The sequence below is a fragment of the Zobellella sp. An-6 genome (genome assembly GCF_052487945.1).
Genome location: NZ_CP199259.1, coordinates 4,144,207 through 4,167,500 on the forward strand (window position 1 = coordinate 4,144,207; position 23,294 = coordinate 4,167,500).

Annotated in this window: 20 protein-coding genes and 2 rRNA genes (1 of these 22 running past the window's edge); 14 read left to right on the plus strand and 8 right to left on the minus strand. The window is 64.6% G+C overall.

What is annotated here, in order from left to right; genetic code table 11:
* Nucleotides 1-179: 179 nt before the first annotated feature.
* From pcaF to ACT7DK_RS19510, 3 genes are read right to left on the minus strand one after another with little or no spacing between them, the layout of a single operon-like run.
* Nucleotides 180-1,385, minus strand: coding sequence for a 3-oxoadipyl-CoA thiolase (gene pcaF / locus ACT7DK_RS19500; protein WP_445402098.1), 1,206 nt, complete (start codon nucleotides 1,383-1,385; stop codon nucleotides 180-182).
* Nucleotides 1,382-2,176, minus strand: coding sequence for a CoA-transferase subunit beta (locus ACT7DK_RS19505; RefSeq protein ID WP_445402100.1), 795 nt, complete (start codon nucleotides 2,174-2,176; stop codon nucleotides 1,382-1,384). The genes pcaF and ACT7DK_RS19505 overlap by 4 nt, the downstream gene beginning before the upstream one ends.
* Nucleotides 2,173-2,994, minus strand: a complete 822-nt coding sequence (locus ACT7DK_RS19510; RefSeq protein WP_445402102.1) for a CoA transferase subunit A — start codon at nucleotides 2,992-2,994, stop codon at nucleotides 2,173-2,175. Before ACT7DK_RS19510 ends, ACT7DK_RS19505 begins: the two co-directional genes overlap by 4 nt.
* Here ACT7DK_RS19510 and ACT7DK_RS19515 point away from each other — a divergent pair.
* Nucleotides 2,993-3,181, plus strand: coding sequence for a hypothetical protein (locus ACT7DK_RS19515; protein ID WP_445402104.1), 189 nt, complete (start codon nucleotides 2,993-2,995; stop codon nucleotides 3,179-3,181). The genes ACT7DK_RS19510 and ACT7DK_RS19515 overlap by 2 nt on opposite strands.
* Before the next feature lie 78 nt (nucleotides 3,182-3,259).
* Nucleotides 3,260-4,045, plus strand: a complete 786-nt coding sequence (locus ACT7DK_RS19520) for an IclR family transcriptional regulator domain-containing protein (protein ID WP_445402106.1) — start codon at nucleotides 3,260-3,262, stop codon at nucleotides 4,043-4,045.
* 296 nt (nucleotides 4,046-4,341) lie between these two features.
* On the opposite strand, the gene ACT7DK_RS19525 is transcribed toward ACT7DK_RS19520, so the two are convergent.
* On the minus strand, nucleotides 4,342-5,244 hold the full coding sequence (locus ACT7DK_RS19525) for a LysR family transcriptional regulator (RefSeq protein WP_445402108.1): 903 nt from the start codon (nucleotides 5,242-5,244) through the stop codon (nucleotides 4,342-4,344).
* A gap of 107 nt (nucleotides 5,245-5,351) precedes the next feature.
* Between ACT7DK_RS19525 and ACT7DK_RS19530 the strand changes: the two genes are divergently transcribed.
* The 9 genes from ACT7DK_RS19530 (at nucleotide 5,352) to ACT7DK_RS19570 (ending at nucleotide 14,546) form a co-directional block, all read left to right on the plus strand.
* Complete coding sequence (locus ACT7DK_RS19530; RefSeq protein ID WP_445402110.1) at nucleotides 5,352-6,470, plus strand: muconate/chloromuconate family cycloisomerase; 1,119 nt, start codon at nucleotides 5,352-5,354, stop codon at nucleotides 6,468-6,470.
* A gap of 37 nt (nucleotides 6,471-6,507) precedes the next feature.
* Nucleotides 6,508-6,798: a muconolactone Delta-isomerase gene (gene catC, locus ACT7DK_RS19535; protein ID WP_445402112.1), complete on the plus strand. Its 291-nt coding sequence runs from the start codon at nucleotides 6,508-6,510 to the stop codon at nucleotides 6,796-6,798.
* Between the two features lie 50 nt (nucleotides 6,799-6,848).
* Nucleotides 6,849-7,787, plus strand: coding sequence for a catechol 1,2-dioxygenase (catA, locus tag ACT7DK_RS19540; protein ID WP_445402114.1), 939 nt, complete (start codon nucleotides 6,849-6,851; stop codon nucleotides 7,785-7,787).
* Nucleotides 7,788-7,882: 95 nt separating this feature from the next.
* On the plus strand, nucleotides 7,883-9,259 hold the full coding sequence (locus ACT7DK_RS19545) for a Rieske 2Fe-2S domain-containing protein (RefSeq protein WP_445402116.1): 1,377 nt from the start codon (nucleotides 7,883-7,885) through the stop codon (nucleotides 9,257-9,259).
* Entirely contained in the window at nucleotides 9,256-9,747 is a 492-nt protein-coding gene (gene benB / locus ACT7DK_RS19550) for a benzoate 1,2-dioxygenase small subunit (RefSeq protein WP_445402118.1), read from the plus strand. Before ACT7DK_RS19545 ends, benB begins: the two co-directional genes overlap by 4 nt.
* Before the next feature lie 16 nt (nucleotides 9,748-9,763).
* Nucleotides 9,764-10,792 carry a benzoate 1,2-dioxygenase electron transfer component BenC gene (gene benC, locus ACT7DK_RS19555; RefSeq protein ID WP_445402120.1) on the plus strand — a complete coding sequence of 343 codons (1,029 nt, stop codon included), beginning with the start codon at nucleotides 9,764-9,766 and terminating at the stop codon, nucleotides 10,790-10,792.
* Nucleotides 10,789-11,568, plus strand: coding sequence for a benzoate diol dehydrogenase BenD (gene benD, locus ACT7DK_RS19560; protein WP_445402122.1), 780 nt, complete (start codon nucleotides 10,789-10,791; stop codon nucleotides 11,566-11,568). The genes benC and benD overlap by 4 nt, the downstream gene beginning before the upstream one ends.
* Before the next feature lie 103 nt (nucleotides 11,569-11,671).
* A complete protein-coding gene (locus ACT7DK_RS19565; RefSeq protein ID WP_445402124.1) occupies nucleotides 11,672-13,012 on the plus strand; it encodes an MFS transporter in 1,341 nt (446 codons plus the stop codon).
* A 310-nt stretch (nucleotides 13,013-13,322) separates the two neighbouring features.
* Entirely contained in the window at nucleotides 13,323-14,546 is a 1,224-nt protein-coding gene (locus ACT7DK_RS19570; RefSeq protein ID WP_445402126.1) for a benzoate/H(+) symporter BenE family transporter, read from the plus strand.
* A 110-nt stretch (nucleotides 14,547-14,656) separates the two neighbouring features.
* Here the strand turns inward: ACT7DK_RS19570 and cysM are convergent, their stop codons facing one another.
* Complete coding sequence (cysM, locus tag ACT7DK_RS19575; protein WP_445402416.1) at nucleotides 14,657-15,556, minus strand: cysteine synthase CysM; 900 nt, start codon at nucleotides 15,554-15,556, stop codon at nucleotides 14,657-14,659.
* 164 nt (nucleotides 15,557-15,720) lie between these two features.
* On the opposite strand from cysM, the gene ACT7DK_RS19580 reads away from it, so the two are divergent.
* A complete protein-coding gene (locus ACT7DK_RS19580) occupies nucleotides 15,721-16,074 on the plus strand; it encodes a DMT family protein (RefSeq protein WP_094041154.1) in 354 nt (117 codons plus the stop codon).
* Between the two features lie 15 nt (nucleotides 16,075-16,089).
* Here the strand turns inward: ACT7DK_RS19580 and ACT7DK_RS19585 are convergent, their stop codons facing one another.
* Entirely contained in the window at nucleotides 16,090-17,880 is a 1,791-nt protein-coding gene (locus ACT7DK_RS19585) for a PAS domain S-box protein (protein WP_445402128.1), read from the minus strand.
* 291 nt (nucleotides 17,881-18,171) lie between these two features.
* On the opposite strand from ACT7DK_RS19585, the gene ACT7DK_RS19590 reads away from it, so the two are divergent.
* Both ACT7DK_RS19590 and ACT7DK_RS19595 read left to right on the plus strand, forming a co-directional pair.
* Nucleotides 18,172-20,838 (plus strand): bifunctional acetate--CoA ligase family protein/GNAT family N-acetyltransferase, encoded by a 2,667-nt coding sequence (locus ACT7DK_RS19590; RefSeq protein WP_445402130.1) that lies wholly within the window; start codon nucleotides 18,172-18,174, stop codon nucleotides 20,836-20,838.
* A gap of 49 nt (nucleotides 20,839-20,887) precedes the next feature.
* Nucleotides 20,888-21,793, plus strand: a complete 906-nt coding sequence (locus ACT7DK_RS19595; RefSeq protein WP_445402132.1) for an aldo/keto reductase — start codon at nucleotides 20,888-20,890, stop codon at nucleotides 21,791-21,793.
* Nucleotides 21,794-21,909: 116 nt separating this feature from the next.
* Here the strand turns inward: ACT7DK_RS19595 and rrf are convergent.
* Together rrf and ACT7DK_RS19605 are read right to left on the minus strand one after the other, a co-directional pair.
* A 5S ribosomal RNA gene (rrf, locus tag ACT7DK_RS19600) occupies nucleotides 21,910-22,024 on the minus strand.
* 80 nt (nucleotides 22,025-22,104) lie between these two features.
* A 23S ribosomal RNA gene (locus ACT7DK_RS19605) occupies nucleotides 22,105-23,294 on the minus strand; it runs 1,701 nt beyond the window's last position.

Sequence of the window (23,294 nt, forward strand, 5' to 3'; positions counted from 1 at the left end):
CTTCAGACATTCCAGCACAGACACGCTCATGCCGAAAGGGAGGACAAAGGGAACTGCTCCGCCGACCGTCACATGCCAGGGATGGCATGTGCGAGCCTACATGGATGTACTTGCGGCGTGTTGGAGGAGCTGTCCCTTTGGCCGACTTATCTGCAGCCTACAGCGGCATGCACTCAGAATTAAACCCGCTCGATCAGGGTGGCAATACCCTGGCCGACGCCCACGCACATGGTGCACAGGGCCAGGCGCTTGTTCTGCCGGTGCAGCTCGTGGGCGGCGGTTTGCAGCAGACGGGCGCCGGACATGCCGAGCGGGTGGCCCAGGGCGATGGCGCCGCCGTTGGGGTTGACCCGGGCGTCGTCGTCCTTCAGCCCCAGTTCCCGCATGCAGGCCAGGGCCTGGGCGGCAAAGGCTTCGTTGAACTCGAACAGGTCGATGTCGTCCATGGTCAGGTTGTGCTGTTTCAACAGCTTGCGTACCGCCGGCACCGGGCCAATGCCCATGATGCGCGGCTCAACGCCACCGGTGGCCATGCCCAGGATGCGGGCCATGGGCTTGAGGCCGTGGCGCTGCACCGCTTCTTCGCTGGCGATCAGCATGGCGGCGGCACCGTCGTTCACCCCGGAGGCGTTGCCGGCGGTGATGCTGCCACCGGCGCGGAAGGGGGTCGGCAGCCTGGCCAGCTTCTCTGCCGTGGTGTCCGGGCGCAGGTGCTCGTCGTCGGCGAAGATCAGCGGCTCCTGCTTGCGGCGCGGGATCTCCACCGGCACGATTTCCTCGGCAAAGCGGCCACTTTTCTGGGATTCGGCGGCCTTCTGCTGGGAACGGGCGGAGAAGGCATCCTGATCTTCCCGGGAGATATTAAACTGTTCGGCCACGTTCTCCGCCGTTTCCGGCATGGAATCCACCCCGTACTGGGCCTTCATCAGCGGGTTGATAAAGCGCCAGCCGATGGTGGTGTCTTCGATGGCCTGGGTGCGGCTGAAGGCGGTGTCGGCCTTGCCCATCACGAAGGGGGCGCGGGACATGGACTCCACCCCGCCGGCCAGCACCAGCTCAAGCTCGCCGGCCTTGACGGCGCGCACGGCCGTGCCCACCGCGTCCATGCCCGAGCCGCACAGCCGGTTGATGGTGGTGCCGGGCACGCTCACCGGCAGGCCGGCCAGCAGGGACGACATCCGCGCCACGTTGCGGTTGTCTTCGCCGGCCTGGTTGGCGCAGCCCATGATGACTTCGTCGATGGCCGCCGGATCCAGCTCCGGCGCCTGGGCCAGCACGGCCCTGAACACCTGGGCGGCCAGATCGTCGGGGCGTACCGCCGCCAGGGTGCCGCCGAAGCGGCCGATGGCGGTGCGTCTGGGGTGGCAGAGGTAAACGGGCTTCATTGGGCGGCCTCCTGGGATACCGGCTTGGCGTGATGGGCGGCGGTTCTGGCCTTGAGCGAGCGCAGTATCTCCAGCTCCTCGGCAGAAGGTTCGGGGGTTTGCGCCAGCGGCTCGGCAAAGCGCACCGGCCAGCCGGTGGACTCGCTCACCTGCTCGCGGGTCACGCCCGGATGCAGCGAGGTCACCACCAGCTCCTTGGTGTCCGCGTCGGGGGCCATCACGCACAGATCGGTGATCACCTTGGTCGGGCCCCGGCCGATGTTGGGCACGCCGTCGCGGCCCTTGCCGTCCCGGCCGTAGCCCAGGGTGGTGATAAAGTCCACCGCCTCCACGAAGGCCCGCGGCGAGTGCTTGAGGGTGATAAACACTTCCCTGGCGTTGGAGGCGATTTCGGGCGCGCCACCGCCACCGGGCAGCCGCACCTTGGGCGCCTGGTAGTCGCCGATCAGGGTGGTGTTGAGGTTGGCGTAGCGGTCGATCTGGGCGGTGCCGAGAAAGCCCACGTCGATATGGCCGCCCTGCAGCCAGTAGCGGAACATCTCGGGCACCGCCACCGTGGTGAGTGCCTGCTCGCACAGCTCGCCGTCGCCGATGGACAGGGGCAGGATGTCGGGCCTGGTCTGCAGGGTGCCGGATTCATAGATCAGCACCACCTCGGGGGCGTGGGTCAGGCGGGCCAGGTTGGCGGCCTCGCTGGGCAGGCCGATGCCGACAAAGCAGGTCATGCCGTTGCTCAGGGCGCGGGCGGCGGTGACCGTCATCATTTCGGAAGAACTGTATGCGAGTGTCATTGGGCCTGCCCTCCTGCGTTGTATACGGTTTGATCCAGCCACTGGTTGAAGGTGTCACGATCGCGGGAGATCGCGTCCCATTCCTTGTAGAAGCTGTTGTTTCTCGGATAGTAGCCGTGGGCGTAGGACGGCGCCGCGCCCCCTTTCACCTCGGCGATGGCGTCGATGGCCCAGCCCGGGATCACGCAGGCATTGGGGTCGGCCCGCAGGTCGTCGACGATCTCCTCCACGGTGACGATGCTGTGTTTGGCCGCCAGCACCGCCTCCTTCTGCACCCCGACGATGCCGGAGACCAGCACGTTGCCCTGCCGGTCGGCGCGCTGGGCATGGATGATGCTCACATCGGGCCGCACCGCCGGCACCGCCGCCAGCCGTTCGCCGGTGAAGGGGCACTCGATAAAGCGGATCTGCGGGTTCACCTTGGGCAGGTCGCTGCCGATGTAGCCGCGCAGCACCGCCAGCGGCAGGCCGGCGGCACCCGCCTCGTAGGCGCAGGCCATGGCGGCGTGGCTGTGTTCGAAAATCTCGAGGGGCTGGGGGTAGCCCTTCTCCACCGCGTCGCGCAACCGGTGCAGGGAGCCGACGCCGGGGTTGCCGCCCCAGGAGAAGATCAGCCGCTCGGCACAACCGGCGCCGATCAGCTGGTCGTAGAGGATGTCCGGGGTCATGCGGATCAGCGTCAATCGACGCTTTTCCTGGCGGATGATCTCATGACCCGCCGCAAAGGGGATCAGGTGGGTAAAACCCTCCATGGCGACGGTGTCGCCGTCCTGGAGGTAACGGGCAATCGCGTCGTGCAGGCTCATGAATTGGGCCATGGGTATCGCCTCCCTGGGTGACTTTGAAGTTCGTATTGCGAACTTGAGTTTGCATTGCGAACATATTTACACCCATTCGACGGACGTGGCAAACCCAGATCCCGGCGATTTTTTTGAAAAAGCGATTAACCGTTTGAAAACGAAAAGATTATTTTTTACTCATCCGCAGGCAAAAAGGGAGGAATGAAAACGGGGGTTCGTTATGCGAACTTTTGCTACCATGGATGGCCAGGGCCACCGCCGACACCGCCACAGGAGGAATACCATGACCGCAGAGGACAAGCTCAGCCCCGAAGACAGGGACTTCGTCGCCGCCCTGGCCAGCGGCCTGGAGGTGCTGCAGGCCTTCGATCAGCAGCATCCGCGCATGACCCTGAGCGAGGTGGCGGCCAGAACCGGCATGGACAGGGCCAAGGCACGCCGCTTTCTGCTGACCCTGCACGCCCTGGGCTACCTGGACAAGCAGCAGCGCCACTTCGCGCTGACCCCCAGGGTGCTGCAGCTGGGCAACGCCTTCCTCTCGGCCAACCCCTACCGGGTGGTGATCCAGCACTATCTGGAGGAGATCACCCGGGAGATCGGCGAGTCCACCTCGCTGGGCGTGCTCGACGACGACGACGTGGTCTATATCGCCCGCTCCGCCGCCGAGCACCGGCTGATGGCCATTCGCCTGTCGGTCGGCACCCGGCTGCCCGCCGCCTACACCTCCATGGGCCGGGTGCTGCTGGCCCAGCTGCCGGAAGCCGAGCTGGCCGCCTACCTGGAGCGGGTACGGCTGCAGGCCCACACCGAACACAGCATCACCGACAAGGCGGAACTGCGCCGAGCCCTGGAGCAGGTGCGCCGCCAGGGCTACGCCATCGTCGATCAGGAGCTGGATTCGGGCCTGCGCTCGCTGGCGGTGCCGGCCTTCGATCAGCGGGGGCAACTGCTCGGCGCCATCAACATCAGCACCAACGCCGCCCGGGTGGACATGGACACCCTGACCGGCCGCTTCCTGCCGCTGCTGCAGGACAAGGCCCGGCTGATCCGGGAAACGCTGCAGGGCTGAGGGCGGCCTCTTGGTGACGGGTACGGCTGTCTGAATTGACGCAGAGAAGAGGGAACAAGGCTGCCTCCGCCGACACCTGATGATGGTGCCGGCAGGCGCTGCGGGGTGATTGGGAGGACAGAGGATGTCTGCTCCGCCGGCCCTCCGCGCCAGGGAGGCCGCGGCGGAGCCTCCATGGATGGATTCACGGCGTGCCGGAGGAGTAGCGCCCTTTGGCCGACGATCTGCTCGGCTTGAAAATCAACAAGAATTTGTGACCAGGAAACAGCACTGAAGGTCTTTAGCCCCTCGGCCTCTCAGGGGTAACGCCCGGTCAGCCGGTTTTCCACCAGCTCCGCCAATATGGTGTTGACCAGCCGCATCGCCGCATTGGGGTTCTCGCCCCGGCGGCGGGAGGCGATCACCGGAATGGTGAGCTGCTCATCCCCCACCGACACAAACGCCACCCCATCCCGCTTCAGCTTGTGCACCTGCTCCGGCACCAGGGCGAAGCCCATTTCCGAGGCCACCAGCGACAGCGCCGTCTGCAAATCGTTGACCTGCTGGATCACCTGCAGCTTCAGGCCCCGGCGGTGGAACAGCCCCAGGGCCACGTCGACAAAGTTGGGGCCGGGACCGGCGGGAAAGGCCACCATGGGCACCTCCGCCAGCTCCGCCATGGTCGGCGACCGCCCGACCAGGGGATGGGACGCGGGCAGGGCGATGAGCAAGGGCTCGTTGAACAGCACCTCCTGCTCCACGTCCGGATCCTCGATGTGCACCCGGCCGAAACCGATGTCGATCTTGCCGCTCTTGAGCGCTTCTATCTGCTCCCGGGTCTTGAGCTCGTGCAGCACGATCTCCAGGTTCTTGTTGCGCCGCAGCCGGCGCACCATCAGCGGCAGCTGGCCGTAGAACACCGAGGGCACGAAGCCGATGGCGAACACCGTCTTGCGCAACTGGGCGATCTGCCGCGTGCCCTCGATGCTGGCGTCCACCCGGTCCATGATGGTGCGGGCCTGCTGCAGGAAGTACAGGCCGCCCTGGGTCAGCTCCAGCCCCCGCGCCTTGCGGATAAACAGCTTCACCCCCAGCTCTTCCTCCAACTGCTTGATCTGCCGGGTCAGGGGCGGCTGGGCGATGAACAGCCGTTCCGCCGCCCGGGTCAGGTTCAGCTCTTCCGCCACCGCGATGAAATAGCGCAGGTGTCTCAGCTCCATCCATACCTCCAGGGTATTGGTTGCGACTTAATCAATATTGGTGAGTATGACTCCGAAAATGTAACTTCATCGCAACAGACAGTTATCACTCGACGTTCGGAGCTTACATGTCAGCAACCATCCAGTCCATCGAAGCCATCCTGGTCGACATCCCGACCATACGCCCGCACAAGCTGTCCATGGCCACCATGGGCGTGCAGACCATGGTCATAGTGCGGATCAAGGACAGCGACGGCCTCGAAGGTCTGGGCGAAGCCACCACCATCGGCGGCCTGGCCTATGGCCCGGAAAGCCCCGAAAGCGTCAAGCTGACCATCGACACCTACTTCAGCCCCCTGCTGCTCGGCCGGCCGGCGGATGCCATCAATACCCTCAGGGTAGGGCTCAACCGGGCGACCCGCGGCAACAACCTGGCCAAGTCCGCCATCGAAACCGCCCTGCTCGACCTGCAGGGCAAGCGCCTGGACCAGCCGCTGCACCAGCTGCTCGGCGGCGCCGTGCACCGGCACATCCCGGTGCTCTGGACCCTGGCCAGCGGCGACACCGCCCGGGACATCGACGAGGCCAAGAGCCTGATCGCCGCCCAGCGCCACTGCGATTTCAAGCTCAAGATCGGCTCCCGCCCGCTGATGGACGACGTGCGCCACGTGGCGGCGATCAAGGAAGCCCTGGGCGAGGGCGCCAGCGTGCGGGTCGACGTCAACCAGGCCTGGGACGAAAGCACCGCCGCCCGGGGCATGGCCGAACTGCAGGCCGCCGGCATCGATCTGGTGGAGCAGCCCACGCCGATGAAGGATCACGACGCCCTGGTGCGGCTGTCCGCGAAGTTCCACCTGCCGATCCTGGCGGACGAGGCGGTGGCCGACGCCGGCGACATGTTCCGCCTGGCCTCGGCCGGCTTCGCCGGCGCCGTGGCGCTCAAGATCGCCAAGGCCGGCGGCCCGCTGCGGGCACTGGAAGTGGCGGCGGTGGCCGGTGCCGCCGGGGTCGGCCTCTACGGCGGCACCCTGCTGGAAGGCACCATCGGCACCACCGCCTCCCTGCACGCCTGGGCCACCCTCGACACCCTGCACTGGGGCACCGAGATGTTCGGCCCGCGGCTGTTAAAGGACGACATAGTGGTGACGCCGCTGAATTTCCATCACAACGGCGTCGAACTGCCCACCGGGCCCGGCCTGGGCCTGGCGATAGACGAAGACAAGCTGGCCCGGTACCGCCGGAAATAAACAGCGGCCGCGAGGACCACCAACAGGAGGACAAGACATGCTGTTCAAAGTCGAGATGAAGGTGAACCTGCCCCACGACATGCCGGCCGAGGTGGCCGCCGAGATCAAGGCCCGGGAGAAGGCCTATGCCCAGGAGCTGCAGCGCCAGGGCAAGTGGCGCCACCTGTGGCGGGTGGCCGGCAGCTACGCCAACGTCAGCATCTTCGACGTGGCGGACAATGCCGAGCTGCAGGATTTGATCAGTGCCCTGCCGCTGTTTCCCTATATGGACATCAGTGTCGCGCCCCTGTGCCGGCACCCGTCCTCCATCCACCAGGATGACCGTTAAGCAAGTACTCATTACCCCTATGACCCGATAACAAGCAAGGAGCCAGAGCAATGTCAGTCAAGACCATGCACACTCAGGAAGTCAAAGAACTGCTGGAAAAAGTGGCCGGCCTGAACCAGGCCGGCGGCAACGAGCGGGTAAAAACCATCGTTCACCGTGTGATGCACGATGTCTTCCAGATCATTGAAGATCTCGACATCACCCCGGAAGAATTCTGGAACGCCGTCTACTACATCAACGACCTGGGCAAGAACGGCGAGGCCGCCCTGCTGGCCCCGGGCCTGGGGGTGGACCGCTACCTGGACATCCGCCAGGACGCCGAGGACGAGCAGGCCGGCCTGGCTGGCGGCACCCCGCGCACCATCGAAGGCCCCCTGTACGTGGCCGGCGCCCCGGTATCCGAGGGCTTCGCCCGCATGGATGACGGCACTCAGGATGGCGAAACCATGATCCTCACCGGTGTGGTGACCGATCAGCACGGCAACCCCCTGGCCGATACCCTGGTTGAAATCTGGCACGCCGACCTCAAGGGCGCCTATTCCTACTTCGATCAGAGCCAGAGCGAGTATAACCTGCGCCGCAGCATCAAGACCGACGCCCAGGGCCGCTACACCGCCCAAAGCATTATTCCGTCCGGTTACGGCTGCCCGCCCGAAGGCGCCACCCAGGCTCTGCTCAACCAGCTCGGCCGTCACGGCCGCCGTCCGGCCCACATCCACTTCTTCGTGTCCAAGCCGGGCCATAAGCACCTGACCACCCAGATCAACCTGGCCGGTGACGAATACACCTACGACGACTTCGCCTTCGCCACCCGCGAGGAGCTGGTGTGTGACGCGGTACGCATTGAAGACGCCGCTGCCGCCGAGCAATACGGCCTGAACCAGCCGTTCACCAAGGTGGAATTCAACATTCAGCTGCTGGCCACCGACAAGCCCGAACTGCAGAACCGCCACGAGCGCAAGCGCGCCCTGGAAAGCGAAACCGCTTAACTTCCGCCCAAACCACCGACGTTTGCCGGCCGCCCCCAGCGGGGCGGCCCGGGAAGACTCACGCCCGACAACGGCATCACATGGAGTGACGACAGATGACTCGCCAACTCGACCGACTCGAAAACAAGATCCGCGGCGCGGTGGAAGCCGACGCCCAGAACGGCCACTACCGCTGCGATCGCAGCATCTTCACCGACCAGGAGCTGTTCGACCTGGAGATGAAACACATCTTCGAAGGCAACTGGATCTACCTGGCCCACGAAAGCCAGGTGGAAAACCCGGGTGACTACTTCACCACCACCGTCGGCCGCCAGCCGGTGGTGATCACCCGCACCAAGGACGGTGAGCTGCGCGCCCTGCTCAACACCTGCTCCCACCGGGGCGCCACCCTGTGCCGCAAGAAGCGCGGCAACAAGGCCTCCTTCACCTGCCCCTTCCACGGCTGGACCTTCAAGAACGACGGCCAGTTGCTGAAGGCCCGCGACCAGAAGAAGGGCGGCTACCCGGACAGCTTCAGCACCGACGGCTCCCACGACCTGAAGCGGCTGCCGAAGTTCGAGTCCTACCGCGGCTTCCTGTTCGGCAGCCTCAACGCCGACGTGCAGCCCTTGCGGGAATACCTGGGCGAAACCACCAAGATCATCGACAACATCGTCGATCAGGCGGAAGACGGCCTGGAAGTGTTGCGCGGCAGCTCCACCTATACCTATGAAGGCAACTGGAAGCTGACCGCCGAAAACGGCGCCGACGGCTACCACGTGGGCACGGTGCACTGGAACTACCTCTCCACCATGAGCCAGCGCAACTACGAGAAGGGCGGCACCGAGGCGGTGGACGCCAAGAGCTGGTCCAGCGAGGGCGGTTTCTACTCCTTCGACAACGGCCACATGATGCTGTGGACCCGGCTCACCAATCCCCAGGTGCGGCCGGTGTTCAACCACCTGCCGCGGCTGGAAGAAAAGCTGGGCGCGGCCCGGGCCGACGCCATCGTCAACACCACCAAGAACCTGTGCCTGTACCCGAACGTCTACCTGATGGACCAGTTCTCCACCCAGATCCGGGTGCTGCGCCCCATCTCCGTCGACAAGACCGAGATCACCATCTACTGCTGGGCGCCGAAGAACGAGCCGGCGGCCGATCGCGCCAAACGCATCCGCCAGTACGAAGACTTCTTCAACGTCAGCGGCATGGGCACCCCGGACGACCTGGAAGAGTTCCGCGCCTGCCAACAGGGGTACGAAGCCCGCGGCCTGAAGTGGAACGACATGAGCCGGGGCGCCGCCCACTGGATCCAGGGGCCGGACGCCGGCGCCGACGCCATCGGCCTCAAGCCCCTGCTGAGCGGCGCCAAACCGGAAGACGAAGGGCTTTACGTCACCCACCACCAGCACTGGGTCAAGGAGATGCTGCAGGCCGTGCAGACCGAGCGGGCCCGCCTGATTTCCATCACCGAACAGGAGGCATCCGCATGAGCATGAGCTTCGAACAAATCCAGGCCTTCATCCACCGGGAGGCCCGCCTGCTGGACGACCGCCAGTGGGACGAGTGGCTGCGGTGCTACCACGAAGAGGTGGTGTACTGGATGCCCGCCTGGGACGACGAAGACCGGCTGACCGAGGATCCGCAGACCGAAATCTCGCTGATCTACTACCCGAACCGCCAGGGCCTGGAAGACCGCGTCTACCGCATCAAGACCGAGCGCTCCGGCGCAAGCTCCTTGCCGGAGCCGCGCACCACCCACCTGACCAGCAACCTGGAGATCCTGGAGCAGGCGGACGACAGCGTGAAGCTGCGCTTCAACTGGCAGACCAACAGCCACCGCTACAACCAGACCCAGTTCTTCTTCGGCACCTCCTTCTACACCCTGAACACCAGTGGTGAGCAGCCGGTGATCACCGAGAAGAAGATCGTCCTGAACAACGACTACATCAATCAGGTGATTGATATCTATCACCTGTAAGGGTGGGGAGAGGATCATGAGCTACAACATAGCCCTCAACTTCGAAGACGGCATCACCCGCTTCATCAACTGCAACCCGGGCGAGACCGTGCTGGACGCGGCCTACCGCAACCAGATCAAGCTGCCCATGGACTGCTCCGACGGCGTGTGCGGCACCTGCAAGGGCAGCTGCCGCCAGGGCAGTTTCGACCTGGGCGACGACTACCTCGACGAGGCCCTGACCGAGGAGGAAGTGGCCGAGGGCAAGGTGCTGACCTGCCAGATGGTGCCCTCCGGCGACTGCGTGGTGGAAATCCCCGCCCCCTCCACCCTGTGCAAGACCGGCCAGGTGGAGTTCGGCGGCACCCTGGCCGAGGTCAACCTGATCTCCCCCACCGCCATCGAGCTCAGGGTGAGCGCGGACCAGGAGGTCCCCTTCCTGCCGGGCCAGTACGTCAACATCAGGGTGCCGGGCAGCGAGGAAAGCCGCGCCTACTCCTTCAGCTCGCGCCCGGGCAGCCGGGAGCTGAGCTTCCTGATCCGCAACGTGCCGGGCGGCCTGATGAGCTCCTGGCTGGTGGGCCAGGCCCGGGCCGGCGATCGGCTGAGCCTGACCGGCCCCATGGGCGTGTTCTACCTGCGCCCGGTGGCGCGTCCGGTGCTGATGCTGGCCGGCGGCACCGGCCTGGCGCCCTTCCTGGCGATGCTGGAAGAACTGAAGGTGAAGGGCTGCGACCAGCCGGTGCACCTGATCTACGGCGTGACCAACGACGACGACCTGGTCGGGGTCGAGGCACTGGAGCGGTTCGCCGCCGAGATCGAACATTTCAGCTTCAAGACGGTGGTCGCCGGCGCCGACAGCGCCCACCCGCGCAAGGGCTATGTCACCAACCATATGGAAGACGCCCCGCTCCGGCACGGCGAGGTGGACGTCTACCTGTGCGGGCCGCCGCCCATGGTGGACGCGGTGCTGGGCTACTTCCGCAGCCAGGGCATCCAGCCCGCCTCCTTCCACTACGAGAAGTTCAGCCCCAGCGTCACCGCCGTCGCGGAGCAGGTGGCATGAGCGCCCGCTTCACCGGCAAGGTGATGGTGATCACCGGCGCCGCCCAGGGCATAGGCCGGCGGGTGGCCGAGCGGGCGGCGGCGGAAGGCGCCCGCCTGGTGCTGGCGGATCTGGCGGATTACGTGCACGAGCTGGCGGCCGAACTCGAACAACAGGGGGTCGAGGCCCTGGCGGTGCAGGCCGACCTGGAAAGCTGGGACGGGGCACACACCCTGATGACCCGGGCCCATGAGCGGTTCGGCCGTATCGACGTGCTGGTGAACAACGTGGGCGGCACCATCTGGGCCCAGCCTTACGAGCACTACAGCCCGGAGCAGATCCAGAAGGAGATCCAGCGCTCCCTGTTCCCCACCCTGTGGTGCTGCCGGGCGGTTCTGCCCCATATGGTGGCGCAGCGTCACGGCGCCATCGTCAACGTGTCGTCGGTGGCCACCCGTGGCCTGATGCGGGTGCCCTACGGCGCCGCCAAGGGCGGGGTCAACGCCATGACCGTCAACCTGGCGTTCGAATACGCCGAACACGGCATTCGGGTCAACGCCACCGCCCCCGGCGGCACCGAGGCGCCGCCCCGGCTGACCCCGCGCAACAACGAGGCCCAGGGTGAGCGCGAGCAGCAGTGGTACCAGGCCCTGGTCGAGCAGACCAAGGCCACCAGCCTGATGCACCGCTACGGCACCCTGGACGAACAGGCGGCGGCCATCCTGTTCCTCGCCTCCGACGAGGCCAGCTATATCACCGGCACCATTCTCCCCGTGGCGGGCGGAGATCCGGGCTGATACACGAAAAGGCGGCGGAGGAATCGACCGCCTTTACATCGGAACTGCGGGGGCCCGAGCCCCCGGACTCCAGACTTAAGGACAACACGCGGAGTAACACCTGATGAAACATATCGATGTCAACGACACCATAGACAACGCCAGCTTTACCCCCTTCCACTGGAAGGTGCTGTTCTGGTGCACCCTGATCATCATTTTCGACGGCTACGACCTGGTCATTTACGGGGTGGTGCTGCCGATACTGATGGACCAGTGGTCGCTCAACCCCTACGTGGCCGGCCTGCTGGGCAGCAGCGCCCTGTTCGGCATGATGTTCGGCGCCATGGGCTTCGGCATGCTGTCGGACCTGCTCGGCCGCAAAAAAACCATACTGATGTGCGTGGTGCTGTTCAGCCTCACCACAGTGCTCAACGGCCTGGCCAGCAACCCCTGGCAGTTCGGCCTGCTGCGCTTTATCGCCGGCCTCGGCATCGGCGGCGTCATGCCCAACGTGGTGTCGCTGATGAGCGAATACTCGCCCAAGCGAAGCCGCAGCACCCTGGTGGCGCTGATGTTCAGCGGCTACGCGGTGGGCGGCATGATGTCCGCCGGCCTGGGGATATGGATAGTGCCCAACTACGGCTGGGAGATCATGTTCTACCTGGCCGCCGTGCCCATGCTGTTGCTGCCGCTGATGATCAAGTACCTGCCCGAGTCGGTGGCCTTCCTGATGGCGCAGAACCGCCAGCAAGAGGCCCGGGTACTGTTGCAGAAGGTGGCGCCGGAACGGCAGATTCGCGGTGAGGACAAGCTGGTGGTGCCGACGGTCAAGGAGCAGAAGGCGCCGGTGCTGGAGCTGCTGCGCGGCGGCCGCGCCCTCAGCACCCTGATGTTCTGGACCGCCTTCTTCTGCTGCCTGCTGATGGTCTACGCCCTCGGCTCCTGGCTGCCCAAGCTGATGTCCATGGCCGGCTACGCCCTGGGCTCCAGCCTGATGTCGCTGATGGTGCTCAACATCGGCGCCATCGTCGGCGCCGTGGGCGGCGGCTGGCTGGCCGACCGCTTCTCGCTGCGCTCGGTGCTGGTGACCTTCTTTATGCTGGCCTCCGTCTCCCTGGTGCTGCTCGGCTACCCCCACCCCATGTGGCTGCTGTACAGCCTGATGGCCGTGGCCGGCGCCACCACCATCGGCTCGCAGATCCTGCTGTACGCCTATGTGGCCCAGTTCTACCCGGCCAGCATCCGCTCCACCGCCCTCGGCTGGGCCTCGGGCGTGGGCCGCAACGGCGCCATCGTCGGCCCCATGCTGGGCGGCACCCTGCTGGCCCTGGCGCTGCCGCACCAGATGAACTTCCTGGCCCTGGCGGTACCGGGCGCCATCGCCACCATCGCCATCGCCCTGGTGGGCCGGCGCCTCGGCGCCAGCCAGCCCGCCGCCGAAGCCGGCGCAACCAGCAACGGCTGATCCCTTGCGGCGATAACCATGGCCCCGGCCTTGTGCCGGGGCTATCAGTTTGTCGACAAAGCCGTCATCATGGCCCGAAGAAGTCGGCCAAAGGGCCAACTCCGCCGACACGCTTCGAACACATCCCTGTGTCGCTCGGCACATGCCATCCCTGGCCTGTGACGGTCGGCGGAGCCGTTCCCTTTGTCCGCCTATTTGAGCATGGGTGCTACTGGATTGAGTGACTCCGAAAGTTTGTCGCGGCCTGATAGATCCTGGTAGAACCTGCTATTTATCCCTCATATTGCTTTATTTTCAGAAGGAGCCGGATATGACCTCTTTTCTGCGCGATCTGTCGCTGCCGGCGGTGGCCGCGGGCTTTCTGGCGGTGCTGGTGTCCTACGCCGGGCCGCTCGCCATCTTCTTCCAGGCCGGCGCCAGCGCCGGCGTATCCCAGGAGATGATGACCTCCTGGGTGTGGGCCATTTCCCTCGGCGCCGCCGTTTCCGGCATGGTGCTGTCGCTCTGGCTCAGGGCTCCGGTGGTCACCGCCTGGTCGGCCCCGGGCACCGCCCTGCTGGTGACCCTGTTTCCTGATCTTTCCCTCAACGAGGCGGTGGGCGCCTACCTTACCGCCGCCGCCATCACCCTGGTGATCGGCCTGTCCGGCAGCTTCGACGCCCTGGTGCGTGCCATTCCCAAAGGCGTGGCCGCCGGCATGATGGCCGGCATCCTGTTCCAGTTCGGGGTGGGCGCCTTCACCGCCATCGACGGCTCCCCCGCCCTGGCCCTCGGCATGCTGGCCGCCTATCTGCTGTGTCGCCGGCTCTGGCCCAAGTACAGCCTGATCCTGCTGCTGCTGGCCGGCATACTGCTGGCGATGGTGCTGGAGGGAGCGTCGCTGGCCGGTCTGCGCTGGGAGCTGGCCACCCCGCAACTGATCAGGCCGGAATGGTCGCTGGCCGCCACCCTGGGCCTGGCGCTGCCGCTGGTGCTGGTCAGCCTGTCCGGCCAGTTCCTGCCGGGCATGGCGATACTGCATGGTTCCGGCTACCCGGTCGGGGCCAGGCCCATCATCGGCGTGACCAGCCTGGTGTCCCTGCCCATGGCGCTGTTCGGCGGCATCAGCATAGTGGTGGCGGCCATCACCGCCGCCATCTGCGCCGGCAAGGACGCCCATGAAGACCCCACACGGCGCTATGTGGCCGGGGTGTTCAACGGTATCTTCTACCTGGTGGGCGGCCTGTTCGCCGGCACCATCGTCAGCCTGTTCACCTCGCTGCCGGTGGCCTTCGTGGCGGTGCTGGCCGGCCTGGCCCTGCTCGGCGCCATCGGCGGCAATCTAGTGACCGCGCTGGAGGAGCCGAAGGGGCGGGAAGCCGCGCTGATCACCTTTATCGTCACCGCCTCGGGGCTGTCGCTGTACGGGCTGTCCTCGGCCCTGTGGGGTGTGGTGTTCGGCCTGGCCGCCCACCTGGTACTGAATGGCAATCCCGCCGGCAGCCGGGCTCCCTGGCGGGAATGGCGGCGCGCCCGGGGGCAGAAAACATCCTGAACCATAAAGCCGGAAGCCGGAAGCCGGAAGCCGGAAGCCGGAAGCCGGAAGCCGGAAGCCGGAAGCCGGAAGCCGGAAGCCAGCCATCTTCAAGCTTCCAGCTATCGGCCTCAAGCCCGAGTGCCGTTGAACACCCCGGACGACAGGTAGCGATCGCCCCGGTCGCAGATGATGGCCACGATCAGGGCATCGTCGACCTGCTCCGCCAGCCTGAGGGCGCCGGCCACGGCGCCGCCGGAGCTGATGCCACAGAAGATGCCCTCTTCTTTTGCCAGCCGGAGCATGGTGTCCACCGCCTCCACCTCGCCGATGTCCAGCACCTGATCCACCCGGCTCCGCTCGAAAATGCCCGGCAGGTAGGCCTCGGGCCAGCGGCGGATGCCCGGGATCTGGCTGCCCTCGCCGGGCTGCAGACCGACGATCTGTATGTCGGGATTCTGCTGTTTCAGGTATTGCGACACCCCCATGATGGTGCCGGTGGTGCCCATGCTGGACACGAAGTGGGTGAGCAGCCCCCCGGTCTGGCGCCAGATCTCCGGCCCGGTGGTCAGCAGGTGCGCCTCCGGATTGTCCGGGTTGTTGAACTGATCCAGGATGACGCCCTTGCCCTCGGCGGCCATGCTATCGGCCAGGTCCCGGGCACCCTCCATGCCGGCCTCCCTGCTCACCAGGATCAGCTCGGCGCCATAGGCCCGCATCGAGGCCTTGCGCTCTTCGGTGGCGTTGTCGGGCATGATCAGCACCATGCGGTAGCCCTTGATGGCGGCGGCCATGGCCAGGGCGATGCCGGTATTGCCGCTGGTGGCTTCGATCAGGGTGTCGCCGGGCCGGATCCGGCCCCGGGCCTCGGCCTGGCGGATCATGTTGAGCGCCGGCCTGTCCTTGACCGAGCCCGCCGGGTTGTTGCCTTCCAGCTTGACCAGCACCTGGCTGCGGGTGTGGCCGGCCAGCCGCTGCAAGCGCACCAGGGGGGTGTTGCCGACAAAATCTTCGATGGTGGGAAACTGCATCTTGAACCTTGGTGACATGGCGTTTCCACCAGTTTACCCGCCACCGGGCCCGGGAACCACAGGAACGCGTCGTGATGAAAAAAACCACAGTGCCGGGACGCCACCATCTTGTGCAAGTTTGCGCCAGGCCCGATAATCCGCGCGCCTTATCCGGAGATCATGTCATGAACCCCTTACTCATCACCATCGGCCTGCTGACGCTCAGCAATATCTTTATGACCTTCGCCTGGTACGGCCACCTGAAGAACATGCAGAACAGCCCCTGGATCTGGGCCGCCCTGATCAGCTGGGGCATCGCCCTGTTCGAATACCTGCTGCAGGTGCCGGCCAACCGCATCGGCGTCCAGGTGGTCAACGTGGGCCAGCTGAAGATACTGCAGGAGGTGATCACCCTGTCGGTGTTCGTGCCCTTCTCCATCCTCTACCTGAAGGAGCCCTTCCGCATGGACTTCGTCTGGGCCGGGCTCTGTCTGCTGGGCGCCGTTTTCTTTATGTTCCGGGAGCGGCTGTTCGGCTGAGCCTCCCGGCGGCAGCTATTCGGTCTGCTCCAGCCGTTGCAGGGAATCCGCCAGGCCTTCGATGCGCACCTTGGTGTCGCCCAGCAGCCGGCTGATCTCGTCCGCCGAGGCCCGGGAGCGGGCCGCCAGGGTGCGCACCTCGTCGGCCACCACCGCGAAACCCCGTCCCTGCTCCCCGGCCCGCGCCGCCTCTATGGCGGCGTTCAGGGCCAGCAGGTTGGTCTGTTCGGCGATATCGTTGATGGTGCGGGCGATATGCTGGATTTGATCGCTCGAGCCCAGCACTTCCCCCATGGCGTTGTTGGTCTCTTCGATGGTGCGCTTGCGCAGGCTGATATCGGAGCCGTACATCACCACCTTGGCCAGGTGCTGGTTGACATCCAGGATGGGAGTAAAGGTCACGTCGAGCCAGACCACCTGGCCAGCTCCGTCAGGCACTTCCAGATCCCGCTGCAGGCTCCGGCCCTGTTGCAGTTGCTGCCAGCCGTCCTCGCCCAGCAACTGGCGCAACCGCCCCAGAGGCCCCGAGGCCATGGCGGCGTGATCCCGGTGCATCAGCTTGTCGAGCAGGGCATTGGTATAGCTGAGTTCGCCGCTACCGTTCCATTCGGCCACCGCAAAGGAAGCCCCGATGGCCTCCAGCCGGGCATTGAACTCCAGCGCCTTGGACTTGGTCTCGGTGATGTTGACCTGGATGGAGATAAAGCGCTCCAGCTTGCCCTGCTCGCTGAACACCGGGTTGATGGCGAGCGACACCCAGTAGGGGTTGCCCTGCTTGTCGTAGTTGAGAATTTCGTCGTAGAAGGCCTGCTGGCGGGACAGATAATCGCGGATCCGCGCCCGGGTGGCCGGATCGGTCAGCTCGCCCTGCAGGAAGTCGCCGGGCTTGCGGCCCCTGACCTCGTCCAGGCTGTAACCGGTCAGGCTGCAGAAGCCCGGGTTGACGTATTCGATGCGCCCCTCGGCATCGGTGATGATCACCGAGTTGTTGGTGCGGTTGGCCACCAGTGACAGCAGCCGGAATTCCTCCCGCCGCTCCACCTCGGCGGTCACGTCCTTGAGGAAGGCGGTATAGATGATGCGCCCGTCGAGCTGCACCTTGGACAGGGCCAGGGTGGCCCACAACCGGCTGCCGTCCTTGCGCAATACCGGCACTTCGCGGCTGGTGCCGACGATCTTGTCCTGGCCGGTGCGGCGGTTGGCATTCACATAGTTGTCATGGTTGGGGCGGATATCGTGGGGCACCAGCATCTTGACGTTCTGCCCCAGCACCTCGGCCCGGTCGTAGCCCCAGAGCCGCTCCGCCGCCTGGTTGAAGAAGGTGACGGTGTTGTGTTCGTCTATGGTCACCACGGCGTCGATGGCCTGCTCCAGGGTCTGGTTGATCATCTCCCGCATGTTGTGCTCGGCGGTGATGTCGCGCACGAAGGCGGTGTAGCCGATATCACGGCCCAGTTTATAGCGGGAAAGGGACAGGCTCACCCACACCATCTGGCCGTCCTTGCGCTGCAGCTGTACCTCGCGGCTGGTGCCGACGATGCGGTTCTCCCCGGTGTCCCGGTTGCGGTTGACGTAGCCGTCGTGGGCGGCGCGGATGGCGCCGGGCACCAGCATATTGACGTTGTTGCCCAGCACTTCGTCCCTGCGGTAGCCCCACAGCCGTTCCGCCGCCGGATTGAAGTAGACGACCCTGTTGTGCTGATCGATGCTCACCACGGCGTCGATGGCGTGTTCCAGTGCCTCGCGCAGCCGGCCATTGCCGCTGCGCCCCAGGCGGAAAAATCCCAGATGCTTGCTCCAACCCATAATGATTATCCTTAATCGTGCCCGCCTGAATAAAACTAGACGCATATGAGAACAACGACCAAGGGCGGCGGAAAAATTAACATGCCCTTGCACGCCCGCCCCCGGTCTCCGGTTTTATCATACCCGAGCAGAACTTGCGGCAAGACAAGCCTTGAACTCGCCCGGGATGCTAGCTTCATACCGCCAACCCCTGGAACCTGCTCACACCACTAAAAATGAAATCCGGATCAGTATCTTATAATGTGCTAGAACCACTCGGGCCCAGTCCCCTCATCCACTCAAGGAGTCGCTATGCCGCTGCAAGGACTTGACGCCCTCTTCCGGCCCGCCAGCATCGCCGTGATCGGCGCCTCCCACCGGGACAACGGCGCCGGCAAGCTGGTGATGAAAAACCTGCTGGCCGGCAACTTCAGCGGCCCGGTGATGCCGGTCAACCCCAAGTACGACGCCGTGGCCGGCGTCATGGCCTATCCGGACATCCAGAGCCTGCCACGAGTACCGGATCTGGCCATCATCTGCACCCCGGCCGCCAAGAATCCCGGCATCATCGACCAGCTCGGGCGGAAAGGCTGCAAGGCCGCCATCGTCCTGGCCGCCGGCACCAACGGAGAACAGCTGGCGCAGATGAAGGACGGCGCCCGCCGCCACGGCATGCGCCTGCTCGGCCCCAACAGCATGGGGGTGATACTGCCGCACCTGGGCTTGAATGTCAGTTTCGCCCCCTTCCCCGCCAAGCCGGGGCGCATCGCCTTCGTGTCCCAGTCGGCGGCGGTGTGCGCCACCATCCTCGACTGGGCCCGCCACAACGACATCGGCTTTTCCCACTTCATCTCCCTGGGCGACGCCAGCGACATCGACTTCGCCCAACTGCTCGACTACCTGGCCCGGGACCGGCACACCAACGCCATACTGCTGTACATGGACGCCATCCAGGACGCCCGTACCTTTATGTCGGCGGCCCGGGCCGCTTCCCGCAACAAGGCGGTACTGGTGGTCAAGAGCGGCAAGACCCGGATCGGCGCCCAACTCGGCCACCTGCACACCGGCGGCGACGTGGGGCTGGACGCGGCCTACGATGCCGCCATCCGCCGGGCCGGTATGCTCAGGGTGCGGGATACCCATGACTTGTTTGCGGCGGTGGAAACCCTCAACCATGCCCAGAGCCTGCGCGGCGAACGGCTGGTGATCCTCACCAACGGCGGCGGCCCGGCGATCATGGCCATCGATACCCTGCTGGCCCGGGGCGGCAAGCTGGCGTCCTTGAGCGAGCCCACCCTCTCTGCCCTGGACAGGGTGCTGCCACCGGCCTGGTCCCATACCAACCCCATCGACATCGTCGGCGACGCCCCGGTGGAACGCTATATCGCCAGCCTCAAGGTGCTGCTCGACAGCGACGACTTCGACGCCATCCTGATCATGCATGCCCCTTCCGCCGCGGTGAACAGCACCCTGGTGGCCAGGGAGCTTATCCAGGTGATCAAGGAGCATCCCCGGGCCCGGCGCTTCAACATCCTCACCAACTGGTCGGGGGAAACCAGCGTGTTCGAGGCCCGCCGCTGTTTCACCGAGGCGGGCATTCCCACCTACCGTACCCCGGAAAGCGCCGCCGGCGCCTTTATGCATCTGGTGGAATACCGCCGCAACCAGAAGCAACTGATGGAAACCCCGGAGTCCGTCTCCGACATGCCGAGCGACGCCGAGACCGTCAAGGCATTGATCCAGCAGGCCTTCGAGGAGGGCATCCAGCAGCTGGACACCCATGAGGTCAGCCGGCTGATGGCCGCCTACGGCATCCAGACCCTGCCCACCTGGATCGCTTCGGACGCCACCGAAGCGGCCCATATCGCCGAGCAGATCGGCTATCCGGTGGTGATCAAGCTGCGCTCCCCGGACATCGCCCACAAGTCCGATGTTTCCGGCGTGGTGCTCAACCTGCGCTCGGCGGCGGAGGTGGCCCAGGCGGCCGACGCCATTCTCGATCGAGTCCGCCAAACCTACCCCGGCGCCCGCATCCACGGCCTGCTGGTCCAGCGCATGGCCCGGCGGGCTGGCACCCAGGAGCTGCACATCGCGGTGCGTTCGGATCCGGTGTTCGGCCCGGTGATACTGCTGGGCGACGGCGGCGTCGACTGGGAAGGAGAAGAGCAGGCGGCGGTGGCCCTGCCGCCGCTCAACATGACCCTGGCCCGCTACCTGGTGATCCACGCCTTGAAAAGCGGCAAGGTCAGGGCCAACCGCTCCCAGCAGGCCCTGGACATGGAAGCCGTCTGCCGGGTGCTGACCCAGGTGTCCCACCTTATCATCAACCACCCGGAGATCACCCGGCTCGATATCCATCCCCTGCTGGCCACCGGTAAGGAGATGATCGCCCTGGATGTCAGCCTCAGGCTCAGCCCCTTCGAAGGCGACGGCCAGGCCAGGCTGGCCATCCGCCCCTATCCCAAGGAATGGGAGGAGCAGGCCCGGCTGAAGGATGACAGCTCCATCCTGCTGCGCCCCATACTGCCCGAAGACGAGCCGGCCCATAAGGAATTTGTCGCCCACGTGTCCGACGAGGACAGGTACAAGCGCTTCTTCGCCGATGTGGTGATCGGCCATGAGGAGCTGGCCCACATGACCCAGATCGATTACGACCGGGAAATGGCCTTCGTGGCGGTGGCTGGCAACGGCGATATCCTCGGCGTGGTCAGGGCGGTCTCGGATCCGGACAACAGCGACGCCGAGTTCGCGGTGCTGGTGCGCTCCGATCTCAAGGGGGTGGGCCTGGGCCGGCTGCTGATGGAAAAAATCATCCGTTACGCCCGGCAACGGGGCCTGCACAGCCTGAGCGGCATCACCATGCCATCCAACAGGGGGATGGTGGTACTGGCGCGCAAGCTGGGATTCAAGGTGACGATGCACCTGGAAGACGGCATAGTGGAGCTCCGGCTGGCCCTCGACCAGGCCGGCGCAGAATGACGTATAGTTGGCAAAGCATCATTATTTTTTCATAACAGGGAGTTCCGCCATGTCCGTTACACGCGTATTAGTCAGCCCCGAAGGCCCCAAGTTTTCCCGCCTGATCATGGGCTACTGGCGGCTGCTGGAATGGCAGATGTCGCCCCAGGATCTGCTCCGGTTTATCGAGCAGCACCTGGAACTCGGTATCACCACCATTGACCATGCGGATATCTATGGCAGTTATGGCTGCGAGGCGGCCTTCGGCCAGGCGCTGAAACTCAAGCCCGGCCTGCGCGAGCAACTGCAGATCGTCACCAAGTGCGGCATCGCCCTGCCTTCCGCCGCTCATCCCGGCCACCAATTGCCCCACTACAACAGCGAAAAGGCCCATATCATCGCCTCGGCGGAGCAATCGCTGCGCCATTTCGGCACCGATCACCTGGATCTGCTGCTGATCCACAGGCCCGACTACCTGATGAACGCGGATGAAATGGCCAAGGCCTTCAACAACCTGAAGAAAAGCGGCAAGGTCCGCCATTTCGGGGTATCCAACTTCACCCCCAGCCAGTTCGAGCTGCTGCAGTCCCGGCTGGACTACCCGCTGGTCACCAACCAGGTCGAGATATCTCCCCTCTACCAGAACACCCTCACCGACGGCACCCTGGATCAATGTCAGCGGCGGCATTTCAAACCCATGGCCTGGTCCTGCTTGGGGGGCGGCAGGCTGTTCAAGGAGCCGGCCTTCCAGGCGCTACGGGATGAGCTGGCACAGATCGCGCTGGAAGTGGACGCCGCCACCATAGAGCAGGTGGTCTTTGCCTGGGTCATGATGCTGCCCAGCCAGCCGCTGCCTATCATTGGCTCGGGCAGGATTGAACGGGTCCGGCAGGCGGTACAGGCCGAGCATATCCAGCTCAGCCGCCAGCAGTGGTACCGCATTCGCCGGGCGGCCCTGGGCCGGGATGTGGACTGACAGCAGGAGCAAACACGCCCCTCGCCGAGGTGGGGGGCGTGCGCGGCAGGTGGTGTAGTCCGGCCGCAAACGCAAAAAACCCCGACACTTGCGTATCGGGGTTTTCTAATTTGGGTGCCTGGCAGTGACCTACTTTCACATGGCAGCTGCCACACTATCATCGGCGCGGGTGCGTTTCACTTCTGAGTTCGGCATGGGGTCAGGTGGGACCACAACGCTATCGCCGCCAGGCAATAAACTTTAATCCGGAAAAGCTGTCTTTTGATGAATTCGCTCTCGACCTGCAAGGTCTCACACTTCTTGGGTGTTGTATGGTTAAGCCGCACGGGTCATTAGTACAGGTTAGCTGCACGTATCGCTACGCTTCCACACCCTGCCTATCTACGTCCTAGTCTCGGACGGCCCTTTAGAGAGCTCGAAGCTCTAGGGATGACTCATCTCGGGGCTCGCTTCCCGCTTAGATGCTTTCAGCGGTTATCGATTCCGAACTTAGCTACCGGGCAGTGCCATTGGCATGACAACCCGAACACCAGCGGTTCGTTCACTCCGGTCCTCTCGTACTAGGAGCAACCCCCCTCAATCATCCAACGCCCACGGCAGATAGGGACCGAACTGTCTCACGACGTTCTGAACCCAGCTCGCGTACCACTTTAAATGGCGAACAGCCATACCCTTGGGACCGACTTCAGCCCCAGGATGTGATGAGCCGACATCGAGGTGCCAAACACCGCCGTCGATATGAACTCTTGGGCGGTATCAGCCTGTTATCCCCGGAGTACCTTTTATCCGTTGAGCGATGGCCCTTCCATTCAGAACCACCGGATCACTATGACCTGCTTTCGCACCTGCTCGACCTGTCCGTCTCGCAGTTAAGCTGGCTTATGCCATTGCACTAACCGTACGATGTCCGACCGTACTTAGCCAACCTTCGTGCTCCTCCGTTACGCTTTGGGAGGAGACCGCCCCAGTCAAACTACCCACCAGGCACTGTCCGCAACCCCGATTAGGGGCCTACGTTAGAACATCAAACATACAAGGGTGGTATTTCAAGGTCGGCTCCACGGCAACTGGCGTCACCGCTTCACAGCCTCCCACCTATCCTACACATGTAGGGTCAATGTTCAGTGCCAAGCTATAGTAAAGGTTCACGGGGTCTTTCCGTCTAGCCGCGGGTACACCGCATCTTCACGGCGATTTCAATTTCACTGAGTCTCGGGTGGAGACAGCGTGGCCATGGTTACACCATTCGTGCAGGTCGGAACTTACCCGACAAGGAATTTCGCTACCTTAGGACCGTTATAGTTACGGCCGCCGTTTACCGGGGCTTCGATCAAGAGCTTCACCTTGCGGCTAACCCCATCAATTAACCTTCCGGCACCGGGCAGGTGTCACACCGTATACGTCCTCTTACGAGTTTGCACAGTGCTGTGTTTTTGATAAACAGTCCCAGCCACCTGGTCACTGCGACTGGCTCAGGCTCCATCCGCAAGGGACTTCACCC

Excerpts from the sequence above, each read along its gene's own strand:
- pcaF (WP_445402098.1), bottom strand. The coding sequence starts at position 1,385 with ATGAAGCCCGTTTACCTCTGCCACCCCAGACGCACCGCCATCGGCCGC.
- ACT7DK_RS19505 (WP_445402100.1), bottom strand. The coding sequence starts at position 2,176 with ATGACACTCGCATACAGTTCTTCCGAAATGATGACGGTCACCGCCGCC.
- ACT7DK_RS19515 (WP_445402104.1), top strand. The coding sequence starts at position 2,993 with ATGGGTATCGCCTCCCTGGGTGACTTTGAAGTTCGTATTGCGAACTTG.
- ACT7DK_RS19510 (WP_445402102.1), bottom strand. The coding sequence starts at position 2,994 with ATGGCCCAATTCATGAGCCTGCACGACGCGATTGCCCGTTACCTCCAG.
- ACT7DK_RS19520 (WP_445402106.1), top strand. The coding sequence starts at position 3,260 with ATGACCGCAGAGGACAAGCTCAGCCCCGAAGACAGGGACTTCGTCGCC.
- ACT7DK_RS19525 (WP_445402108.1), bottom strand. The coding sequence starts at position 5,244 with ATGGAGCTGAGACACCTGCGCTATTTCATCGCGGTGGCGGAAGAGCTG.
- ACT7DK_RS19530 (WP_445402110.1), top strand. The coding sequence starts at position 5,352 with ATGTCAGCAACCATCCAGTCCATCGAAGCCATCCTGGTCGACATCCCG.
- catC (WP_445402112.1), top strand. The coding sequence starts at position 6,508 with ATGCTGTTCAAAGTCGAGATGAAGGTGAACCTGCCCCACGACATGCCG.
- catA (WP_445402114.1), top strand. The coding sequence starts at position 6,849 with ATGTCAGTCAAGACCATGCACACTCAGGAAGTCAAAGAACTGCTGGAA.
- ACT7DK_RS19545 (WP_445402116.1), top strand. The coding sequence starts at position 7,883 with ATGACTCGCCAACTCGACCGACTCGAAAACAAGATCCGCGGCGCGGTG.
- benB (WP_445402118.1), top strand. The coding sequence starts at position 9,256 with ATGAGCATGAGCTTCGAACAAATCCAGGCCTTCATCCACCGGGAGGCC.
- benC (WP_445402120.1), top strand. The coding sequence starts at position 9,764 with ATGAGCTACAACATAGCCCTCAACTTCGAAGACGGCATCACCCGCTTC.
- benD (WP_445402122.1), top strand. The coding sequence starts at position 10,789 with ATGAGCGCCCGCTTCACCGGCAAGGTGATGGTGATCACCGGCGCCGCC.
- ACT7DK_RS19565 (WP_445402124.1), top strand. The coding sequence starts at position 11,672 with ATGAAACATATCGATGTCAACGACACCATAGACAACGCCAGCTTTACC.
- ACT7DK_RS19570 (WP_445402126.1), top strand. The coding sequence starts at position 13,323 with ATGACCTCTTTTCTGCGCGATCTGTCGCTGCCGGCGGTGGCCGCGGGC.
- cysM (WP_445402416.1), bottom strand. The coding sequence starts at position 15,556 with ATGCAGTTTCCCACCATCGAAGATTTTGTCGGCAACACCCCCCTGGTG.
- ACT7DK_RS19580 (WP_094041154.1), top strand. The coding sequence starts at position 15,721 with ATGAACCCCTTACTCATCACCATCGGCCTGCTGACGCTCAGCAATATC.
- ACT7DK_RS19585 (WP_445402128.1), bottom strand. The coding sequence starts at position 17,880 with ATGGGTTGGAGCAAGCATCTGGGATTTTTCCGCCTGGGGCGCAGCGGC.
- ACT7DK_RS19590 (WP_445402130.1), top strand. The coding sequence starts at position 18,172 with ATGCCGCTGCAAGGACTTGACGCCCTCTTCCGGCCCGCCAGCATCGCC.
- ACT7DK_RS19595 (WP_445402132.1), top strand. The coding sequence starts at position 20,888 with ATGTCCGTTACACGCGTATTAGTCAGCCCCGAAGGCCCCAAGTTTTCC.